This window comes from Desulfovibrio desulfopostgatei, from assembly GCF_053570645.1.
Window position 1 is genome coordinate 1,266,185 of record NZ_JBRBQS010000002.1, and the last position, 20,928, is coordinate 1,287,112.

Here is a 20,928-nt window from a genome sequence, read left to right on the forward strand (position 1 = left end):
AGTTAGTTACTATACCCGCATTTTAGGCGCATGGCAATCCTTATTGATTAAGTATGTATTACGGGGCCAACGCCTCGCAAAAGAAGTTCGGCCCGCCAAAGGGGCTCGACCCGGCAGGGGAAGTCTGGCATTGTTGGCTGGTCGGCTGGTGTGCCAGTGGCCCCGCCGCAAACACTGAGCGAGAGGATTATGAAGCAGATTTTTCGTTTGGAAATGGTTGTGGCCGAAGAAGATGCAGACCGCGCCACCGGCTTGCTGACCCTGGGTGTGCCCTTTGGCTGGGAAGAAGAAACCCTGCCCACGGGTGAAACCCGCTTTCGCGTGCATTGCGAAAACCCCGAATTTATCAACAACCTGCAAAGCGACCTTCAGGCCCGCATTCCCGCTGCGGAATACACCCTGACCACGCTTGAGGATCAGGACTGGCTGGCAGCATGGCGGCAGTTTTTCACGCCTGTGCCCTGCGGCAACCGTTTTGTGGTGCTGCCCCCCTGGCTTGCCGACAGCAATGATTTTCCCGGTCGGGAAAAGATTGTCATCGAGCCCAAGAGCGCGTTTGGCACGGGCCATCATGCCACCACGGCCCTGTGCCTCACCGTGCTGAGCGAGCTTGTGGAAGCCGGGCGCGTCAAGCCGGGCCAGCATTTTCTGGATCTCGGCACTGGCTCGGGCGTGCTTGGCATTGCCTGCTGCAAGAGCGGCCTGACCGGTGAAGGTTACGACATCGACATGCTGGCCGTGGAAAATGCCATTGAAAACAGGCAGATCAACGGAATCGAGGGCTTTGAAGTGGGCCTTGGCAGCATAGACGCGCTTGAAGGCCGCACCTATGATCTGGTGCTGGCAAATATTCTGGCCCGCCCGCTGATTGATCTTGCCCAGCGCATTGTGTGGGCCTGCAAGCCCGGCGCATGCCTGGTGCTCTCCGGCCTGCTTGAAATTCAGGCTGACAGCGTGGAAGAAGCCTATATGGCCCAATGCCTGCCCAAACCCCGCCGCGTTATTGACGGCGAGTGGTGCGCGCTGGTCTGGGATTAGCATTGACGGTATTTGCTCTGGCAGCTGCGGCGGCGCAGGCGGATATTTCGTCTGCGTTGCCCGGTTTGCCCATTGTTCTTGCGCCGGAAACCGCCCCGGCAATGCTCTTTGCCATAGTGGTCGGGCTTGGTGTTGTCTTGCAGCTTGCGGGCAGGTTTTACGCCAGCCGCGGCGCAGCCCTGCTTGGGGCGGGCCTTGTGCTCGGCGCGGGCCTGTTTGACCGCGACCCGGTGCTGGTGGTTGGGCAGCTTGTGCTTGTGGCGGCCCTGTGGCCCAAAGTGCGCAAAAAGGCCCGTACGGCGGCAGATCGGCGAACCCGTAATTAGGTCTGGAATCAGGCCATTGTTCAGGTCATTCTCTGGCCATTGCTGTGCGGGGCGTTCTCCCTTGATCGGGGTGGGACTCTGCCCGGACCCCTGTGCGAGACGCTGGCTGGCTGTTCTTGCTAACGGCGCTGATCCCAGGTGGGGATGGGCGGCGGAGTGTAGTTATCGAGATCTTTCAGCGTAGTGCCCATACGGGTGGGACGTCCGTTGGGGCCGCGCATCACAGGCCCGCAAGACTGCGCTTCAATGACGGGCGGTATGTCCGCCGGGGCGGGGCGCAGCACTTCATCAGCAGAATGCAGATAGGGCAGAGGATCAACGGCTTTGCCGGAGGCGTCCAGCAGGCCAAAGTGCAGGTGGGCCCCGGTGGTTCTGCCGGTACACCCCACAAGCCCCACGGGTTCGCCTGCGGTAACGCGCTGCCCGGTTTTTACCAGAGTTTTTGACATGTGCCCGTAGCGCGCCGTCATGCCGTCCTCTTGCCGGACATCAACGGAGATGCCCAGTGGGCCGTTTTCTCCGGCGCGGATGACTGTGCCGGGCTTGAAGGCCGTGACAGGCCAGCCCATGTGCGCGCGGATGTCTACACCCCCATGATCGCGCATGACCACGCCGCGCCTGCTGAGCCAGCCGGGCATGCGGCGGTTGCCAAAGGGGGATGTAATCAGCTCTCGCAGGGGCGGCAAGGAACGGCAAACCTCGGCATTGGCGGCTGATCCGGGATGGGCTGATTCCGGTATTGCTGGGGAAGATTCAGGCGCTGCATGCTGGCTGCTGGCAGATGTTTTTTGCGCGTCTGTTTGTCCAGCCTTGGATTCTGGGCTGTCTGGCTGGCCCGCGCTGGGTTCCGCAGCAAGTTCTGTGGCAGGTTTTGCGCTGTCGGCAGCGGGCGCGACCGATGCGCCCTCGGCAACAAGTTCCGTGGGAGGGCAGCCAAGGGCTATGCAGAGGGCACCAAGCGCGAGTCTGCTCAGAAATTTCGACACGTATTCTCCCCGTCTGTGGCTGCGTTTTGAGCGCGAACAGGTCGGCAGCATACGGTGCACTGTAAAAAATGCAAGCCAGGCTTACTGCACATACGGCGAAAAGCCCGGCACAAGGAGGCAGCACATGCAGTTACGATCCATCACCGGAGACGTCACGGGGCGTCCCACTATTGATGGCGCAGGTGTGCGCCTTGTGCGCGTGCTTGGTTCGCCCACAGTCAAAACATTTGATCCCTTTCTTATGCTTGATGCCTTTGATTCCGTAAATCCGGAGGATTACGTAAAGGGTTTTCCCATGCATCCTCACCGGGGCATTGAAACCTTCACCTATCTTGTGAATGGCGTCATCGAGCACAAGGACAGCCTGGGCAATGCTGGCGTTATCCGCGATGGCGGCTGCCAGTGGATGACCGCCGGGAGCGGTATTCTGCATCAGGAGATGCCCCTTGCCTCGCCGCGCATGCTCGGCCTGCAACTCTGGATCAATCTGCCGGCCGCCCACAAGATGACCGATCCCAAGTACCGCGACATCACCATTGATATGGTGCCGTGCGTTGAGGAAGAGGCCGCTTACGTGGCCGTGGTCGCGGGTGAATACAAGGGCGTTGAAGGCGCTGCCAGGGGCGACTATGTGGATGTGCGTTTTCTTGACGTGCGACTCAAACCTGGGGCGCGCTGGCAGGTGGAGACCAACCCCGCCCACACTGTTTTTGCCTATCTGTATGCTGGCGACTGCTTCTTGATGGAGGGCAGGGAGCCGATGCTGGCCCGGCACGCCTACCTGCTGGGCGATGGGGACACCGTGGCCTTTGAAGGCGGCGAAGAGGAATGCCGCTTTGTGCTGGTTTCCGGCGCACCCTTGCGGGAACCGGTTGCCTGGGGCGGCCCCATTGTCATGAATACGGATGAGGAGCTGATGCAGGCGTATTTTGAAATTGAAGAAGGCAGATTCATCAAACACTGGCTTCCGTCCGCTCAGGATTAACCGCTGTCGGGTTGAAAATATCCGGCTTGACACGGCTGCTGCGGGGTCTTATCTGACCAATTTGCTTTGCAAACAGGAGCAAGTACCATGAGCAATTGTATTTCTGTCTTGTTTCGCAAGGGCAAACATCACGGCCTGGCACTTTTATGCATGCTGCTCGTAACCGCTTTTGCGGTTACTGGCGCGTTTGCCGCCGAGCCCAAGGTGCGCGTTCTTGCCACCACCTATCCCGTGTATCTGCTGACCCGCGCCGTTGCCCAGACAAGCCCGGATGTGCAGGTTGATCTGCTCATTCCCGCCCAGACCGGCTGCCCGCACGACTACGCGTTGACCCCCAAGGACATGCAAAAGCTCTCCAAGGCCAATGTTGTGATCATCAACGGCCTGGGTATGGAGTCCTTTCTGGAAAAACCGCTTGCCGCCGCAGGCAAGAAGATCGCCGTCATCGACAGCAGCAAGGGCATAAACGCCATTGTTGAAGAACATGACGAAGATCACGATGCCGACCACGGCAAGGCGGACGCAGCCCATAAGGATGACCACAACCCTGCGGCAGCGGCAAAAGGGCATGATCATGCTCACGAACACGGCCATGACCATGGGCACGACCACGACGGCCTGAATCCGCATGCTTTTTCCAGCCCGCTGCAAGCTGCGGTGATGGCGCGCAATATTGGCCGTGGCCTTGCTGCTGCTGCGCCGGTTGCCGCAAAAAACTGCCCGCAGGTTGCGGATGCCTATGCCGCAAGGCTTGAGGCTCTGGGCCAGCGCCTTGCCGCCGTAGGGGCCAATGCCGCCAACAAGAATGTGGTGGCCCTGCACGATGGCATGGCCTACCTTGTGCGCGATGCCGGGCTGAACCTTGTGGATGTGATTCAGGAAGATGAAGAGGCTCAACCCTCTGCGGCGCGTCTGCTTGATCTCGTAAAAAAGATAAAAGAATCCAAGCCGGTTGTGCTCATTGGCGAGCCCCAGTATTCGGACAAGCCCGTGCTCGCCCTTGCGGCGGAAACGGGTGTTCCGGCAGTGCAGCTTGACCCTCTGGCCTCGGGGCCGTCTGGCGCGCCCCTTGATTATTACGAAACAGTTATGTCAAAAAATATTGCCACGTTAGAGAAGTACTTTGGCAAATAACAGCTTGCTTGCCCCCTCGGTCTGCTTTGAGAATGTATGCCTCAGCCGGGGGGGCAATCTTATTCTGAACAATATCTGCGCCACCGCGCCCGCTGGCGGCAGCACGGTTCTTGTGGGCCCCAACGGGGCGGGCAAGACCACGCTGCTGCTCTGCCTTATTGGCGAAATGGCCTATACAGGGCGTATCCAGTTCGCTGGTTTAGAGCATCAGCCCCGCATGGCCTATGTGCCGCAGCATTTGATTATGGATCGCAGCCTGCCCTTGCGCGTATGCGAATTTCTGGCCCTGAGCCGCCAGCGCCAGCCCTTGTGGCTGGGCCTGCGCCCTTGGGCGCGCAGCGAGGGGCGGCAGCTTTTGCAGATGGTCAAGGCCGAGCATCTGGAGCAGAGCCGCATGGGTGACCTTTCTGGCGGCGAACTGCGCCGTGTGCTGCTGGCTGCGGCTCTTGGCCGCAATCCGGAACTGCTGGTGCTGGACGAGCCTGCGGCAGGCGTAGACGTGCGCGGCGAGAGGCTCTTTTGGGAATTGCTGGATGCCGCCCGGCACGAGCGCGGCTTTACGCAGATCATGGTCAGCCACAATCTGCCTCTGGTGGCGCACTACGCAACCCACGTGATCTGCCTCAACAAGACAGTATGCGCCACAGGCGCGCCGCGCGCCACGCTGACATCTTCGACCCTTATGGAACTTTTTGGCGTGCCTATCCACCTGTACCCGGACCAGTGCGACCCTGAAGACCCCGGCTGCCCGCAGTGCGGCGTGGTGAGCGAAGCCGAGGGCTTGCTGCCCAACTATGCGGCCATAGAGCGGCGGGAGGCCGCCCGCCTGAACGCGCGCCTGGCTGCCCGCATGAGCGCCTCACAAAGTGAACCCTGCGGCGAAAAATCGCCGGATCAGGGAGGTTCCCGTGCCTGATCTCAGCCCAATATATGCGCTTATTTCCATGATTCCGCTCGATTGCCTGCAAATGCGTTTCATGCAGCAAGCCTTGCTCGGAGTGCTGCTGCTGGCCCCTATGGCCTCTGTACTCGGGGTGGAAGTTATCAATTTTCGCATGGCCTTTTTTTCAGACGCCATCGGGCACTCGGCCTTTGCCGGGGTTGCGCTGGGGTTGATACTGGCTGTGCCGCCGCGTCTTGCCATGCCCCTGTTTGGCATACTGGTGGGGCTTGGCATCATGGCTGTGCGGCGCAAGAGCGACCTTTCGTCCGACACAGTCATCGGTATTGTTTTTTCTGCCGTGGTGGCCTTTGGCCTTGCCGTGGTGAGCCGTGCCGAGGGCGTAGGTAGGGACATGCAGCGCTTTTTGTACGGCGATATCCTTACCATCACCGATGGTGAAATTGGCTTTCTGGCCCTGCTCTTTATTGCCCTGCTTCTGTTTCAGGCCGTGGGTTACAACCGGCTGATGTATATTGCCCTGAATCCGGTTATGGCGCGGGTTCACGGTGTCCGCGTGGCAATGTGGCAGTATGCCTTTGCCGGGCTGCTGGCACTGGTGGTGATGTTTTCTGTATGGGCGGTGGGCGTGCTGCTGGTGACGGCCATGCTCATTGTGCCCGCCGCCACGGCCCGCAATTTTGCCCGTTCTGCCGGGGGCATGTTCTGGTGGGCGCTTTTGGTGGGCACATCATCCGCCTTCGCAGGGCTGACCCTTTCCGCTCAGGAATGGCTGGCTACGGCCAGCGGGGCCACCATTATTCTTGTGGCTTGCTGCTGGTTTGCGGTGAGCCTCTTTGCCGCTCAGGCCACGGGCCGCAGACGCTCCTGACGGCAGTGCCGCAGCGCATCTTTGCGCCTGCTCTGGCCCGCTCTGGCCGATACCACAAAAAAAACGCCTTCCCCTTTCAGTTGGGGAAGGCGTTTTGGCTTTTGGGTAGCTTGTATGAGCTAGGCCAGCTTTTTGACCGCTTCCAGAGCGGCGGCGTAGTCAGGCTCGTGGGTAACTTCGCCCACAAGCTGGCTGTAAGCCAGGGTGCCGTCGGGGGCGACCACAAAGACCGTGCGGGCCAGCAGATCCAGCTCCTTGATCAGGATACCATAGGCCTTGCCAAAGGCGCCAGCGCGGTAGTCGGAGAGGGCTTCAACAGCGGTTACGCCAGCAGCTCCGCACCAACGGGCCTGCGCAAAGGGCAGATCGCGGCTCACGGCCACAATACGCACCTTGTCGGACAGCGCGGCGGCTTCGGTATTGAAGCGGCGAACTTCCATATCGCATACGGGAGTATCCAGCGAGGGAACGCATACAAGCACAAGCACCTTGCCAGCGTAGTCTTTCAGGCTGCGGGGGCTCATATCGTTGGCGGTCAGCGTGAAGTCGGGAGCCTTGCCGCCAACGGCGGGCTGGGTGCCTTCAAGATGCATGACATTGCCTTTGAACGTAACTGTATCCATAGGAAACTCCTTATTGTTTCAGGGTTCTTGGATTCTGTGCTATCAAGGCTTTATTGTCAATGGTTATTATTAGCGAGGTTGGATTTCCAGATTTCTCGCTCTCACCTTTTCAGTGTATCGTTGCAGGAAAGTGTACGCAAGGGCAGTACGCGCAGGTACGCTGCTACGGTGGAGAAAACCTTTTGTCTCTCCATTGCCATGTGCGCGGCAATGCCTATATTTACATACGAATGTGCCTATAGCAGGAGAATTTGATGAGTACTTTGACACCTCGCGGCATAGTTGCCGAGCTTGATAAATTTGTGGTGGGACAGGAACAGGCCAAGCGCATGGTTGCCGTGGCGGTGCGCAACCGCTGGCGGCGGCAGCATCTTGCGCCAGAGCTGCGCGATGAAGTTTCGCCCAAGAACATCATCATGATGGGCCCCACGGGCGTGGGCAAAACGGAAATTGCCCGCCGCCTGGCCAAGCTCTCCGGAGCGCCCTTTGTAAAGGTTGAAGCCACCAAGTTTACCGAAGTGGGCTATGTGGGGCGCGATGTGGAATCCATGGTGCGCGACCTCATGGAAATCGGCATCAACCTTGTGCGCGATGAGGAAAACGCCCGTGTACGCAAGGCTGCCGAGGCCGCTGCGGAATCGCGCCTTATGGATTTGCTGTTGCCCAGCTCCTTTGGGTCGGAAGAGCGCGCCTCCACGCGCGAAAAGCTCTTGCAGCAGTTCCGCCTTGGCTTTCTGGACGACCGGGAAGTGGAAGTGGAAGTGACCGAACAGGGCGGCGGCAGCGTTGACCTGTTCGCTATCCCCGGCATGGAGCAGATGGGGGGGCAGGTTAAGGACATGTTCAGCAAGGCCTTTCCGCCCAAGCACAGCCGCCGCAAAATGAAGGTGCGCAATGCCTTTGCCGTGCTTGTGCAGGAAGAATCGGGCAGGCTTGTGGATCAGGAAGCCCTGGTGGACAAGGCCCGCGAAAGGGTGGAGCAGACGGGCATCATCTTTATTGACGAAATCGACAAGATCGCCAGCTCCTCGCAAAACCGCACGTCAGACATTTCGCGCGAGGGCGTGCAGCGCGACCTGCTGCCCATAGTGGAAGGCAGTGCGGTCAACACCAAGTATGGCATGATCCGCACGGATCATATCCTGTTTATTGCGGCGGGGGCTTTCCATTTCAGCAAGCCATCGGACATGATCCCCGAACTGCAGGGGCGCTTTCCCTTGCGGGTGGAATTGCAGCCTCTGGGCAAGGAAGAATTTTTGCGCATCCTCAAGGAGCCGGACAATGCCCTGACCAAGCAGTATGAGGCATTGCTGGGCACGGAGCAGATTCGCCTGAGCTTTACGGATGACGGGCTGGAAGAAATCGCGGCATTTGCCGAAGACACCAATACCCGCACGGAAAACATCGGCGCGCGGCGGCTCTATACCATCATGGAAAAAATCCTTGCTGACATATCCTTTGACGCGCCCGAAATGCCCGGTGCGCAGGTGGTGGTCAACAAGGCCTATGTGGAAGAGCACTTGCAGGATGTGCGCGATGATCAGGATTTGAGCCAGTATATTCTGTAGGCTCTAGGCCTGTGCGCGGCTTGGGCAACGTTACAGCATAAGCAGCGTGCAAGGAATCGAGGAATCAAGGATCAAAAAAACCGGCCAGTGGCCGGTTTTTTTGTAACTCAAAGACGAGGCACAGCGGCCCCCAATTAAGGGGGGAGGGCAACCTCTATGATTGTGTGACGGCATCTCGTGCGCGGAACGCCTAAAAAAATGCTGCATCGACAAGTAGATATTCTTTGCCCTTGAATCGGTAGGCAATATCGTTCCTACTCGGGTGCACAGTTTGAACGAGGCCCTGTGGAGTTACGTTGAGTTGTACCTCAGCAAGAGCATTAACAAATTCGAAACAATCTTGCTGTGCCCAGAAGGCAATATTAGCGTAAGATTGTATGGTAGTTATTAGTTTATTATGGGCCTCAAGGCGTTGTTCCTTGCTCTCCCAATCATACTGATAACGTGATGAAAACGGGTGATCAAGATAGCCAAAGATACCTTCTGCCTGATACTGCGCTTCAAATGCCATAATGTGAGTGTTCACGCTGTAGTGCTGGCGGCGGTAACAGTCCCCATGCAGCATAGACTGCTGGCTGATACTTACAATGGGGGAGTCTACAAAAGGGACCACGCCAGCTCTTCCCATCAGGTATTCGGGATCATTATGAATAATGCCGGAAACGAAGCCTGTAAAACCAGTCTTTGCCAGAGCCTGAACTGCGTAGGGCTGGTTGGTGTGAAAGGGGGATACCGCCAGTTTTACAGGAGTCAGCGAAGGGAAAAGTTCTTCAAAGCGCTTGCGCGAGGTTGCAGCATCACTCACCGCAGCTTCTGGTGTGGGCCCCCAGCTGAGTTGATGCATGTGAGAATGCGAAAGTAGCGTACCTCCTGCGTCTGATACTGCCTGCAAGAGGGCAAGATCGTCAGATTTCAGGTCAAGGCTTGTTTTAAGGGCGAGTGAAAAAGGGATGCCTTCTCCTGAGTACCAATCAAAAACATCCTTGGCTGAGGCCACATCTTCATCGCAATCCAGGCGCATGGTCACCAGGCAGCGGAAGCCAGCGGGCGCTTGTTTCAAGCAGGGCAGGCAGGGCATGTCGTCAGAACGCCAGTCGCTGATAAAACGCTCAACAATGCTCCATTCTGTGCTGTCAAGCGGCCCAACAGGGCGCGCGCACCATAAAATGGAAGACGTTGGCGTATCATGCAGGGATAGATAACTGCCCGCGTAGTGGCACTGTTGCTGGGCATCTCGTAGTTGAATGGAAGCCAGTTCGATTGCACCGTCAGATTCAATACCCCCCTCAACAGCCCATGGCGAATTATCAGTTCTGATGCGCCCAAATCCCAGGTTGTTCCATTCATCTTCGTAATCAAAGCGTGTAAAAGGCCGCCTGTGGAGATGATTTGCCAGTCCCGCTAAAAGAGGGTGTGAAATGTAATTCAAAAAGGCAGGACTCTCCGTAAACGGGAGTTCTCCCCGGGCGGGGGCGCATGCATCTTGCCCGACAATAGAAGGCAGCGCAGGGGCATTTTTCAGCCCGAGGAAACGCAACATTCCATCAGTAGGCCTGCCCAGTACCAGCACTTTACCGCAATAAGGGGCTCCGCTAGCCCAGGAGGATGTTTTACCGCATAGAATTACAAGGCCCCCGTCAAAAGGAATAATTTTAGGGGTATGCCCAAGACTGCGCCTGAGGGCTGCGGCTACAATACTCTCGGTGTAGGCCATTGTGTTGGCCATATTCGAAAATTGCATGGGGTGTTGTCCTAGTCTGTCAGTCTCTTGATGCGAATAAAAATTCTGTTGGGTCTTGTCAGACCTCTAATCAGTGGGATTGGAATACATCCAGTTGCCCCGAGCATATTTGCAGGCTGCATTGCGACATTGCGGCGGCAGTTTGCCTTGAGCAAGGTATCGGCGCATTTCACGGTAGTCAGCGCCATTCCAGATTTCTTCTGGCAGTTGCTGCCGTATGTTGCCAAAAGATTGTTGCACGTAGCAGCACGGGCGCACATCTCCATTAACATTAACCAGCATCCATTCCCAGGGGGCAACGCAATCAACAGGGCATGCCATGCCCTTTGATACTGCTGGCTTGAGGGAGGACGCCGTTGACACTGTATGATGTTTTTTTATGGGTTTGATATGAGTTTTTCCACCCATGGGCCAGATTATTGGCACTCCAAGCGTTTCTGAAAGTGCAACGGCCTCGTCAAGGACGCTGTTGGCGTGTTGCGCGTCCGCCTCGTCTTGACCAAGCATCTGATCTCTGTAGTTGAACTTCCAGCCATTGCGGTTCACATTCCACCCTTCAGCGTCAATGTCACCATAATCGTGAAGGGGCCAGAACTGTATGGCGTCAACTCCTAGCGAATGGGACAGTTTTATGAATTGGGGTAGTTCATCGATGTTTTCGCGCATTAGGGTCATATTGAGCATGACACGTGGAGATTTTGTATTATCTTTGCCGCGGCATTGCAGAAGGTGACGGATGTGCTCAACCGTGCGCATAAAGTCGCCATTGCGGATCTTCTGGTAGGTTTCTGGGGTTGCGGCGTCAAGCGAAAAACTTACTTCCCTCAATGGCGAACTCAGCAGTTTTGCGGCAATATATGGTGTCATGGCTGCAGCATTACTGCTGATGCCGATGGTGGGTTTCATATAGGAAGGATTATTGCCGATAATATCCATAATTTTCCAGAAAGCTGGGCTGATGAGCGGTTCTCCTGAGCCCATAAGCTGAAACTCACCTGCAGCTGGAAGCATCTTTGAAAGACGCCCCAACAAGTCCAGGTTGAAATGCTTTCCGATTCGGGGATGGGAGAAAACGTGAGAACACATGATGCACTGAAGGTTACAGACAGAGGTGGACTCTATTTCCAGTTTCCATGGGCTGGCCTTCATCACTTCGACGCGGGCGTCAAGATCCTGAATATAGCGATGCCAGTTGGTGTTTCTTTTATCCTGATGCGGAAAGAAGCGGTAGCGGAAGGCGCTTCCTGTATAGTGAAAGGCCTTTTTGCAAAAGTGGGCCAAGCCCTTCTTTTGTAAAATTGAAACAGCTCTTTTTAGCGTGGACACGTAGCAGCCTCTGTTTTGCCAATAAGATTTTTTTCAAGTTGGGTAACAATGCGTTCCGCGGCGTTTCCGTCTCCATAAGGGTTGGCACCAGGCAAGCCTGTGGAGGCAGACAAGACAAAAAGCTCTTCAGCCGCTGTAATGATGTTATCCTTTGATGCACCCACAAGGCGACAAAAACCAGCCTCTACCCCCTCGGGGCGCTCTGTACGGTCGCGCATTACCAGCACCCTTTTGCCAAAAGATGGCGATTCTTCTTGAATACCGCCGGAATCACTCAAAACGAATAGGCAATTATCCAGAAGGCGTAAAAAAGGGCGGTACCCGCATGGTTCAGTTAGTATTACATTGGGAAGATTTGACAGGCGTTGCTCCACAACCTTTCGTACCTGTGGATTGAGGTGAACTGGGTAGATAAAAAAACAGTTCGGGTGCAAGTGAGCCAACGATTCAATGGCCGAACAAATGTCTTCCATTCCTTGCCCAAAATTTTCTCTGCGATGCGCAGTAATAAGCACATACGGGGCATTAGCTCGCAAAATGTCTTCGATAACTGGGGGCAGCGGCGGCGGTGTCTGCCTGATCACAGCCCGCATGTACATCAACGCATCAACCACGGTATTGCCGGAAATAAGAACCCTATCAGCCGCGACCCCTTCTTGAAGCAGATTGTTTGCTGCGCCTCGGGTTGGAGCAAAATGCCATGTGGCAGCCAAGCTTATGGCCCTGCGATTGAATTCTTCGGGATAGGGAGCATACATGTCACCCGAACGGAGACCTGCTTCTACGTGCCCCACCGGAATTTTTGTGTAAAAACCGCTTACTGCTCCTGCGTAGGCGGTTGTTGTATCGCCTTGCACAAGAATGCAGGCAGGGGCTACATCGCTAAGCATTTCCTCGAGCCTCAGAAGCAACCTGCCGGCGAGGCCTGTGAGTGTTTGCTCTTCTTGCATGACAGTCAGATTTATATCGGGATGGATGTTAAAATCGGCCAGAGCCTGGTTCAACATTTCTTTATGCTGCCCTGTGGAACATATTACAGGGCGCAACAATCCAGACTGTTGAAGGCGCAAAATGATTGGAGCCATCTTTATAGCTTCAGGTCGAGTACCCACAAGGACAAATACGGGTTTTGCGCTCATCTTTTTGTGCCTTTTCTATCCCCGTGTGCCCAATACGTTGTTGTATATGGCAATGAGTTGTTGGGCGGCATGCTTCCACGTGTAGTGCTCTTTTATAAACGTGGAAAATTCTGGCCTCCGGGGGGAATTCAACGCAGTTTGTACGGAATGGCGTATGCTTGTTGTGTCGTATGGGTTCATGTATTCGGCAAAATCGCGGAAATATTCACGCGTACAGCCTTCCTGCGTAACGGCAATGCGACATCCGGCAGCAGCAGCTTCCAGCGCCGCGAGACCGGGTGTTTCCAGCGTAGAAGGCAAAATCAGTGCTTCTGTAGCAGCGTAAGCGGAGCGTTGCAGCTCGCTGCCATGCTCTAACACCCCGACAAAGTGCACAGTTGCATCCGCTGCGGCGCGGCATTGCGCCGCATAGCCTGCTTCTCTTTCCTGCCCAGCCAGTACAAGATGGATGCCAGAACCTTGCAGTGCTTCAATCAGGCGCAACTGGTTTTTGCGCGTCTCGATGTTGCCCATGCAGAGAACAAATTTGTTCTGGATGCCAAATTGATTACGGAAAACGGTAGGATCAGCTTGAACAAAAAAGATATCATCCACCCCATTCACTATTGGAGAAAAAAGTGAGGGCGGCATGTCAAAGGTGTTGGCAAGCTGATCGCACTCCGCCTGTGAATTGGGAAGAATATGGTCAGCCATACGCAGCGTAGCGCCTATTTCTTCCATGCCATATTTTGCAGGGTCGTCAATCCAGATAATAGGTGAAATAATCAGCGGAACTTTGCGTACTTCTTGGACATGTATACAAAAACGCCAGGAGCCACCTTGCACGGAAAAATAATGAACTATGTCAGCCTGATCGAACTGTTTTTTTGCATTCCAAGGGTCATAGCGAATCACGTGGACACCTGCCGCTTCTAGTTGCTCCATATACTTGAGCAACTGAACCTCACCGCCACCAGGGCAATCAAATGCCACAGGATATGTATTGAAAAGAATAGTAAGAGGCATTTTATGCATCACCCTTAACAATGCGAAGGAGTTCATCAGTTGGTAACTGTTTAAGAACAGGTATTGCAGCGCGCCGTTCTTCTTCACTCGCGCTGGTCAAGAAATTTTTGATCATTTGAGCAGCTAGTTGCGGGCTCTCTTCAAGAATTATTCCGCCGCCATTTAGTGTTTCCAATACAGCGGGCTGCGGCATGGCGGCTACCGGAAGATTGCACGCTGCAGCTTCTGCAAGTGGCATGCAGTAGCCCTCATGAGCACTAGTGCAAAGGAGGAGGTCGGAGTGGTTGTAAAGCCCTGCGAGCTGTTCATCAGATATGTTTTGCATAAACTGCACACGTGACTGGGCTTCGGCAGGAAGAGCCGCCAGGCAGGCATCAATGTGTTCCGCGAAGCTTGGAAAATCGTAGCGTCCACCGCCAACAAAGGTAAGGGATGCGTCCACGCCAGATTTTACAAGTTCGTCAAAGATTTTCAGGGCTAAGTCGGGGCGTTTGTGTGGAGCAATACGACCAACCCATAGTAATGAATATCTACCTTCAAGTGTGTGTGCAGGACATATTCCCATTACCGTTGGTGGTTTTAACGAAAAATAGGGGGGAAATATGGAAAGCGCGGCGTCTTTACGTAAGAAAGGACGAATTTGCTTCAAGCTAAAATCAGAATTAGCTATTACGGCGTCAAAGGCAGAAAATAGAGGGTACTGTGATTGGGCATAGTCAAGGTGCTGACCATATTGTGGAAAGCACGATGAAAACCAATGTCCTGGCGTAACATTATGATAATATAATATTTTTTTTTCAGCATGGATATCTACTATGTAAGGGAAAAAAGAGTCTGTTATTGAGTAATTATAAAAAATTGTTTCGCCATAGGCTGCTTGGGGGATCTGGAAAAGGGAGCAGACCCTTCCTGCGAGCTCCGGAGAAAAGTCGTGTGCAAAAAGAGTAGTTTGATAGCCATATTTGTTTAAAAAAGCTGCCAGTTCTGTGCAAAAGTTGCCCACAGCATCATTCAGCATGATATTGCGTGCTATAATATATATATTGGGGAGGATTTTTTTAGTATTGTGTCTTTTATTGCTTTTGTTGGGAGAAACAAACTTATCCCATGCCATTTTCGCAAAAGTATTATGTAATAGCACAGCGTATGATACATGCCATGCATATACTGATGGGTCAGGATCTTCAACATACAGTTGCAAGATGCTCCAAGGCTTGGGCGATGGCTGAGCTAAATTTTTTGCGCCATCAGGCAGGCATGATTCGTCAATCTTCATTCCATCTTCTTGAAAAAGAATGGGATCTGTTGTGCAATTGTGCAATGTTACTTGCTGCCCACTGGCAAATTTCCAACTTGTTTGTTTATCTTGATTATAAAGCGTTAAAAATATTTGTAATTTTTTTTTGTAAATTAGTTCTGGGTTTATATGAACTTTTCCGTCAATACAATGAAGAATTGATTGCCCTGCGTGAATATGAATTGGCGGTGGAAAATTGGTTTCACAACCGTCAATTTTTAATGTGACAGCTTTATTACGTGGAGTGAAGTGGAGTGTCTGCATAGGAGGCATTTAAATTCTCTTCATTACATCTGTGTGTGATTCCCAAAAAATGACATTGTGTTGCACCGTATTGTTAGCAGGGAGCCTCACTGCTCCTTAGAATGTAAATGTAAGTGCATTTTCAAAAGTCGGGAAGGGTGAGCTGATGCAAGTGTTCCAATCCAGGTATCCCCCTCCTATATATTTCCCAATATATGCAGATGAACTGTAAAGGCATGTCTGGCCTGCGGCTTCAAGAAGGTGCTTGTAGCCTGCATGCGAATATGACCACGCATGATGCGGAACAAACATTAGAGGAACTTGCTCGTCAAGAGGTGAACCACAAATAAACAATCTATGCTTGAACGAGGATAGGGTGCGCAGAAACGCAATAGGATCAATGATATGTTCAAGAAATTCAAAAGCGCTAACAATATCGTAGCGTTGGTCTTGGATTTTTTCAGGAATAGAAAATACACTTTCACAATAAAAGGATCGGCCTGGTTGGGCTACACAATTCGCCCAATCAATTTCACTCGGTGAGGCATCAATTCCAATAAATTCAATATCTTCTGCAGTAAGGCCAATTTTATCCAGATTGATGAAATTCAAGATTTCGCCACCACCACACGCGAGGTCTAACCATCGATAGGGCTTGGGGCAATTAGCATTTTTTAACGCAACTAAAAGAAATTCTATCATTGCCGTCGCGGATGCGAGGCGTACGCCAGCTGCAAGGTCAGAATTGCTAAAAGTTAGAGGGTAATTGTTTGGTTTTTGAGAAGGGAGTCCAAGATAATATATCTCTTGTCCACGGAAGGCGTAATAAGTGTTGACTTCTTCCTGGGAAGAAAATGAAAATGGTGTAATATCCGAGAAAGAAATTTTCCCTTGTAAAATACTATGATAGGTTTCAGTATTCTTGTGTGAATAGAGGTGGCCCCCTTGTTCGGACAGGAAACAGCGGTTCCTTAGCTTGTCTTTTTCCTCATTAGGCTGCCTTTACTAGTCCCTGATGGTAGCAGCGCTCTGGAGTTGTCCCGTCCAGGCTGCTGTGCGGACGAGTCTGATTGTAAAAGCTGATCCATCTGCCGATACCCTCGCGGGCTTCCGAGCCAGTTTCGTAAGCGTTCAGATACACATTTTCGTATTTGAGCGAGCGCCAGAGACGTTCAATAAACACGTTGTCCAGCCAACGGCCTCGGCCGTCCATGGAGATGCGGATTCCATTGTTCCGCAGGACGTTTGTAAAGGCAACGCTGGTAAACTGACTACCCTGATCCGTGTTGAAGATATCTGGTGTGCCGTATTTTTCCAAGGCTTCTTCCAGGGCCACAATGCAAAAATCCGCTTCCATAGTGTTTGAGAGCCGCCAGGACAATACTTTGCGGCTGTGCCAGTCCATGATGGCGACCAGGTATAGAAACCCCTTACGCATTGGAATGTACGTTATATCCGAGCACCAGACCTGGTTGCTCCGGGCTATGGTCAGGTCGCGCAACAGGTAGGGGTACCGTTTATGCTCCGGGTTCGGCACGCTGGTTTTCGGTTTCTGGTATATTGCCATGAACCCCATCAGCCGCATCAGGCGGCGGACGCGCTTTCTGCCGACGCAGTACCCCAGTGACACAAGATAGCGGCACATTTGCCGCACTCCAAAAAACGGCCATTCGGTGAAAGCCCGGTCGATTTCCTGCATCAATGTGCGGTTTATGGCCGATTCTCCGGCTTTTTCGTAATACAAGCTGGAACGAACGACTTTGAGCAGGCGACACTGCCGGACGACGCTGAGCTGCGCATGGCCCGGATTGACCATGCTTTGCCTGCGGGAGACGCTCACCGCTTCCCCCAGGCCTCGGCTAAAAAATCTCGTTCCACAGTAAGCTGACCGATTTTGGCATGAAGTACCTGGAGTTGTTTTTCCTTTCTGGCCTCTTCGGTCTTGATTTCACCGGCAAAGATGCCCGCGGCCGACTCCTTGAGCTGCTTCACCCATTTGTGGATGAGTGTCTGATGAACGCCGAATTCTGAACTGAGTTCAGCGATGGTCTTATCGCCGGAAAGAGCAGTCAGGGCCACTCGGGCCTTGAAAGCCGGGGCATGATTCTTTCGCTTGGACATGTGTGTTCTCCTCGTCTGGTTGAGTAGCTATCACACCTGTCCGATTTTTGGGGAGCACCTCTAATAACACCCTCTGAGGTATCTGTTTATCTGCCATAATAGTTTTTCTGCGGGCTGATTTTTATCGGTAGATTTGAGAAAAGAAGTAGTAATCTTATGAATCAAAGAAAAACTGGATGAAGACAAAATTTCGTCTGCAAAGTCGCCAATAGATGGCTCAGATACAAAGAAATCCTCAAGACTTCTCGTATCTAATTCATGGTAGTGAGCAAGTTGTTGAAATGTAGTTAATGCAAGTGCGGCGTTATTTGTTGAACATCCTAATTCTAAGCACTCTTGAACCATGATAAAAAGATGTGTTAGGTCGCATTTATCTATGTATATTTCATAAACAGGTGTTGAGGTGGAAAAAGTGCATAAAACTTCCAGAGCTGACGCTTTCAATTTTTCAACTAAGAAAATATTATGGGTTAAAATGAAAAATTTTATTCGCCTCACATGAGAAAAATTCCAGTCAAGTATCTCTTTTAAGCAAATTGAACTGTCAGCATACAATATAATGTTAACGTCTTCACTAATCTCTGTGGTAGAAATGAAGTTCGTTGAAATTGCTTCTTTTATTTTGGCGTTCAGATGCTGAGGAACTGACTTCGCAATGTGTAGCTTGTTAGAGTGTGAGGCTGATAAGCAACTCAGGAGGCTGAAGTCAAAACGGTTTGTACACAAAACAACATCGCTGTTCTTCATAAACCGGGACTTGATGCCGCCCCAGTAATAATCATCAGCTACCCTGCAATAGTAAGATGGGTTATCCTTTCTCAGAAAGCAATCTCCTGTGTGGAGCGCTTCGTTAACTTTCCAAGATTGTAGGCATCCCCGTATTTCAGTCAAAGACATTTGTTTGATAGGCATAATGTTCCTTTAGATATTTAGTTATTGTATAATGTGATAGAAAAAATATTTCACGTATATTGTGTTTATTCTGGCAACGGTGGATGGTTTTCCTCAATATATCTCCATCCAGATTGAAGTGTTTCGTAGTCACAAGCGGAACAACGAAAAGCCTCCCAGCAAATAATTGGTTCTGAAAGGTAGTCAAAATTGGGATCTTGAATATTGCCGATTGGCTGGTAATGAGGTAATGCCCATTTTCCAAAAAGTTTAGAGCGGTCAAGGGCGCTCATGCACGGGTAGACATCACCTGCAGGATCTATATGGAAATTTTTATGACCCGCGGGGCACAGTATTAATGACTGTTTGTTTGCAAACATATTTCCAGATTGCTGCAGAGCCATGCTGTTATCAGCTTGTTCCTGCATACCTATGTCTTGCAGTTCTTGAGTCATCTCTTTCGCTTTGTCCGACAGGACATGCTGTTTGCCATTTGGCAAACAGCATGTGTCGTAGCGCCTGATTATGTTGCGGGTTTCCAGGTCATCTTTGATTTCAAGCAGGCTTGGAATATCACCCGAATAAAGTACCGATTCAACGAGTATTTTGGTAAACCCATTTGAAATTAGTTTGTCTATTTTTTCAAGAAACTGAGGTCTTGTTGTTTCTGACGGATGATAACTAAACATCAGCATTTCAAACCGGTCTGGATCAATAAGTGACGTAAACTTATCCACGTCAAAAGATGGCCCAAGATTACTTGTTATTCTGCATTTAATTTGCGGGTCAAGCTTGCTAACCATGGGAAAAAGATTGTTATATAAAGTTGGTTCACCACCGGTAAAATAGATAAATGCGGGCAGCAGTCTGTTAAATGTTTGTGCAAGCTTAGCTGGATCAAAGTTTATATTTTTCTGGGCTGCATAGCTGGTAGTTTCTGCGCGCTGCCAACAAAAAGGGCATTTGTAGGTGCACTTATAGGTTACGAAGAAAGTAATACCACTTCGTATTTTATTTGTGCATTCTTGATATTGCAGATCGCTACATATTGTTTCGGTGTTATATTTCTGTTTGAAGTTAAAAAAATCAAAAAAATCTTTCCTAACCTTCATATCAAGTATTTTTAAGTTGTCAGCGTTATTTATTGTGCAAGTCTCGAAGCGAACATTTTGAGGAATTCTAAGGGTTAAAAAATTACTGTTGCCGGGCAATACATTTGCCGAAAAAACTATATCTCCATCTGGTGACGCTACCTCTAATACTCCGGGATGGTCGGTCGAATATATAATATCAATATATTGGTATTTTGTGTATTCCATTATATTCCTACCTAGTAGTGTGTGAATGTTGTTGTCCCCATCAAGTGCTATCGTCACTCCTCAAGCGTTTGGCATTTTTACTTCCCCATCAGTTTTCTTGCACATAATAAACAACATTCCCCCTGAGCTCATTGTTTTCATGCCTGCTTGCAGCGAGCGCCAGAATGATATCCCACTTCCGAGGTTAAATGCAGCAAATTCTTCGGCGCTAGCATTTTGCAGGAAGGAGACGAGCTCTCCTGGAAGGTTGTCTCCATATAAATCATGGGCTCGCAGCCAATGTTTAGCAGACATAAAACTATTACCTATAAGTTGAGACATAATTACAGAAAAATATGACGAAAAGAGTTTAATTGTGTGATCTAACGGCTCAATGCCTATATGCCCATCAACAAGTACCATTCTCGCGTAGTCAGAAGGAGAGAGTACTGTGGGGTCAAACTCGTCTGTTTCAATAAAATGAATCGTTGTTCCATTACTTTTCAATACTCTTGAAATCTCTTCAAGGCAATTTCGTTTTTTTTCAACAGGGATGTGTCCAAATACATCAGCAGAAACTACATAGTCGAAGCTGTCATCAGGAAAGGGAATTTGCTCCGCAGATGCGGTCAGGCAAGAGGTATAACCGCGCTTGAGGGCTACTCTGCAGTTTTCTATAGACAGGTCGATGGCTGTAAGTTTTATATCTCTTTGAGATAGGAATCCCAGGGTCCCTTTACCGCAGCCGATTTCCAGAACAGATGATCCTCTTTTAATGTTGTTTGATAATAATATTTCTCGCTTACAATCGACACTTAAAGACTGTAAAACATTATTTAGATCAATATTGATTGGAGGGAGTGCCTTTTTTTGGTAAAATTGATCTTGTTCATGTGTTACTAATCCATGCAGGGTGGAAACCCACGTTTCAGTTGTATCCTCTTCATCGCGAAGGTTTACTGCATGTGAAATAATTTTATTGATTGAAGCTATTTCTTCAACTCTCTCGATATTGTCTGTTATTGCCCAATATGAGAGCATTGCTCCTAAAAATCTTAAATCTCCTTTACATTCCAAGCTATGCGAAAAAGATATGGTAAGTATTTGTTCTTTGCTATTTTCCGACAGTGGAATAAAATAACTTTGCCATCCTTTGTGTATTGCTAACTTAAAGTCGTCAAAGTTTTCTGATTGGTTAGATATGAGTGCTTTCTTCAATGGATCATCAAGAGGGTAACCTAAGCGTAATTCTAAAAAACAATTTTTTGTTGTTGGCGGTATTTGTACTTGTACTTTTTGAGGGAGCCAAACAAAATTTACTCTTCCATCGAATTCATAAGGGACATTTAAAGGCGGTAATAGCTTGAACATCGTTAATCCTTTATCGCTTGAAGGAAAAAGATCATTCCTCGTGAATGGTTAGAGTTTTACTTCG

General features: G+C 51.1%; 19 protein-coding genes. 7 read left to right on the forward strand and 12 right to left on the reverse strand.

Features of this window, described 5'->3' with window-relative positions; all coding sequences use genetic code 11:
• The first annotated feature begins 189 nt into the window (after positions 1-189).
• Both ACUZ9Q_RS05665 and ACUZ9Q_RS05670 read left to right on the forward strand, forming a co-directional pair.
• A complete protein-coding gene (locus ACUZ9Q_RS05665) occupies positions 190-1,038 on the forward strand; it encodes a 50S ribosomal protein L11 methyltransferase (protein WP_022658596.1) in 849 nt (282 codons plus the stop codon).
• 2 nt (positions 1,039-1,040) lie between these two features.
• The gene (locus tag ACUZ9Q_RS05670; RefSeq protein WP_215647681.1) at positions 1,041-1,364 is read left to right on the forward strand and encodes a hypothetical protein; all 324 of its coding nucleotides are present in this window, start codon (positions 1,041-1,043) and stop codon (positions 1,362-1,364) included.
• A 119-nt stretch (positions 1,365-1,483) separates the two neighbouring features.
• On the opposite strand, the gene ACUZ9Q_RS05675 is transcribed toward ACUZ9Q_RS05670, so the two are convergent.
• Positions 1,484-2,350, reverse strand: coding sequence for a M23 family metallopeptidase (locus ACUZ9Q_RS05675; RefSeq protein ID WP_346654785.1), 867 nt, complete (start codon positions 2,348-2,350; stop codon positions 1,484-1,486).
• A 124-nt stretch (positions 2,351-2,474) separates the two neighbouring features.
• On the opposite strand from ACUZ9Q_RS05675, the gene ACUZ9Q_RS05680 reads away from it, so the two are divergent.
• From ACUZ9Q_RS05680 to ACUZ9Q_RS05695, 4 genes are all read left to right on the forward strand, one after another.
• A complete protein-coding gene (locus tag ACUZ9Q_RS05680) occupies positions 2,475-3,335 on the forward strand; it encodes a pirin family protein (protein WP_209817622.1) in 861 nt (286 codons plus the stop codon).
• A gap of 87 nt (positions 3,336-3,422) precedes the next feature.
• Complete coding sequence (locus ACUZ9Q_RS05685; RefSeq protein WP_449247481.1) at positions 3,423-4,469, forward strand: metal ABC transporter solute-binding protein, Zn/Mn family; 1,047 nt, start codon at positions 3,423-3,425, stop codon at positions 4,467-4,469.
• Complete coding sequence (locus ACUZ9Q_RS05690; protein WP_192111504.1) at positions 4,459-5,385, forward strand: metal ABC transporter ATP-binding protein; 927 nt, start codon at positions 4,459-4,461, stop codon at positions 5,383-5,385. Before ACUZ9Q_RS05685 ends, ACUZ9Q_RS05690 begins: the two co-directional genes overlap by 11 nt.
• Complete coding sequence (locus ACUZ9Q_RS05695) at positions 5,378-6,241, forward strand: metal ABC transporter permease (protein ID WP_233482756.1); 864 nt, start codon at positions 5,378-5,380, stop codon at positions 6,239-6,241. Before ACUZ9Q_RS05690 ends, ACUZ9Q_RS05695 begins: the two co-directional genes overlap by 8 nt.
• A gap of 119 nt (positions 6,242-6,360) precedes the next feature.
• Here ACUZ9Q_RS05695 and tpx read toward each other — a convergent pair whose 3' ends face one another.
• Complete coding sequence (tpx, locus tag ACUZ9Q_RS05700; RefSeq protein WP_215647678.1) at positions 6,361-6,864, reverse strand: thiol peroxidase; 504 nt, start codon at positions 6,862-6,864, stop codon at positions 6,361-6,363.
• Between the two features lie 254 nt (positions 6,865-7,118).
• Between tpx and hslU the strand changes: the two genes are divergently transcribed.
• The gene (gene hslU, locus ACUZ9Q_RS05705) at positions 7,119-8,432 is read left to right on the forward strand and encodes an ATP-dependent protease ATPase subunit HslU (protein ID WP_215647677.1); all 1,314 of its coding nucleotides are present in this window, start codon (positions 7,119-7,121) and stop codon (positions 8,430-8,432) included.
• Positions 8,433-8,622: 190 nt separating this feature from the next.
• On the opposite strand, the gene ACUZ9Q_RS05710 is transcribed toward hslU, so the two are convergent.
• From ACUZ9Q_RS05710 to ACUZ9Q_RS05755, 10 genes are all read right to left on the reverse strand, one after another.
• Positions 8,623-10,173 (reverse strand): hypothetical protein, encoded by a 1,551-nt coding sequence (locus ACUZ9Q_RS05710; RefSeq protein ID WP_449247482.1) that lies wholly within the window; start codon positions 10,171-10,173, stop codon positions 8,623-8,625.
• Between the two features lie 66 nt (positions 10,174-10,239).
• Positions 10,240-11,499 (reverse strand): radical SAM/SPASM domain-containing protein, encoded by a 1,260-nt coding sequence (locus tag ACUZ9Q_RS05715; protein WP_215647675.1) that lies wholly within the window; start codon positions 11,497-11,499, stop codon positions 10,240-10,242.
• On the reverse strand, positions 11,487-12,638 hold the full coding sequence (gene wecB / locus ACUZ9Q_RS05720) for a non-hydrolyzing UDP-N-acetylglucosamine 2-epimerase (protein ID WP_449247483.1): 1,152 nt from the start codon (positions 12,636-12,638) through the stop codon (positions 11,487-11,489). The genes ACUZ9Q_RS05715 and wecB overlap by 13 nt, the downstream gene beginning before the upstream one ends.
• 15 nt (positions 12,639-12,653) lie before the next feature.
• Entirely contained in the window at positions 12,654-13,730 is a 1,077-nt protein-coding gene (locus ACUZ9Q_RS05725) for a glycosyltransferase (RefSeq protein WP_449247484.1), read from the reverse strand.
• Positions 13,645-15,213: a glycosyltransferase family 4 protein gene (locus ACUZ9Q_RS05730; RefSeq protein ID WP_449247485.1), complete on the reverse strand. Its 1,569-nt coding sequence runs from the start codon at positions 15,211-15,213 to the stop codon at positions 13,645-13,647. The genes ACUZ9Q_RS05725 and ACUZ9Q_RS05730 overlap by 86 nt, the downstream gene beginning before the upstream one ends.
• Positions 15,214-15,300: 87 nt before the next feature.
• A complete protein-coding gene (locus ACUZ9Q_RS05735) occupies positions 15,301-15,885 on the reverse strand; it encodes a class I SAM-dependent methyltransferase (protein ID WP_449247486.1) in 585 nt (194 codons plus the stop codon).
• 289 nt (positions 15,886-16,174) lie between these two features.
• Positions 16,175-17,304 (reverse strand): IS3 family transposase gene (locus tag ACUZ9Q_RS05740; RefSeq protein ID WP_209818423.1). Its coding sequence is split into 2 segments (ribosomal slippage): positions 16,175-17,041 and positions 17,044-17,304, totalling 1,128 coding nucleotides; the frame shifts between segments, so codons are not numbered across the junction.
• 60 nt (positions 17,305-17,364) lie between these two features.
• Positions 17,365-18,216 (reverse strand): hypothetical protein, encoded by an 852-nt coding sequence (locus ACUZ9Q_RS05745; protein WP_449247487.1) that lies wholly within the window; start codon positions 18,214-18,216, stop codon positions 17,365-17,367.
• Between the two features lie 65 nt (positions 18,217-18,281).
• Positions 18,282-19,514, reverse strand: coding sequence for a hypothetical protein (locus ACUZ9Q_RS05750; RefSeq protein WP_449247488.1), 1,233 nt, complete (start codon positions 19,512-19,514; stop codon positions 18,282-18,284).
• A 60-nt stretch (positions 19,515-19,574) separates the two neighbouring features.
• Complete coding sequence (locus ACUZ9Q_RS05755; protein WP_449247489.1) at positions 19,575-20,864, reverse strand: class I SAM-dependent methyltransferase; 1,290 nt, start codon at positions 20,862-20,864, stop codon at positions 19,575-19,577.
• Between the last annotated feature and the right edge of the window lie 64 nt (positions 20,865-20,928).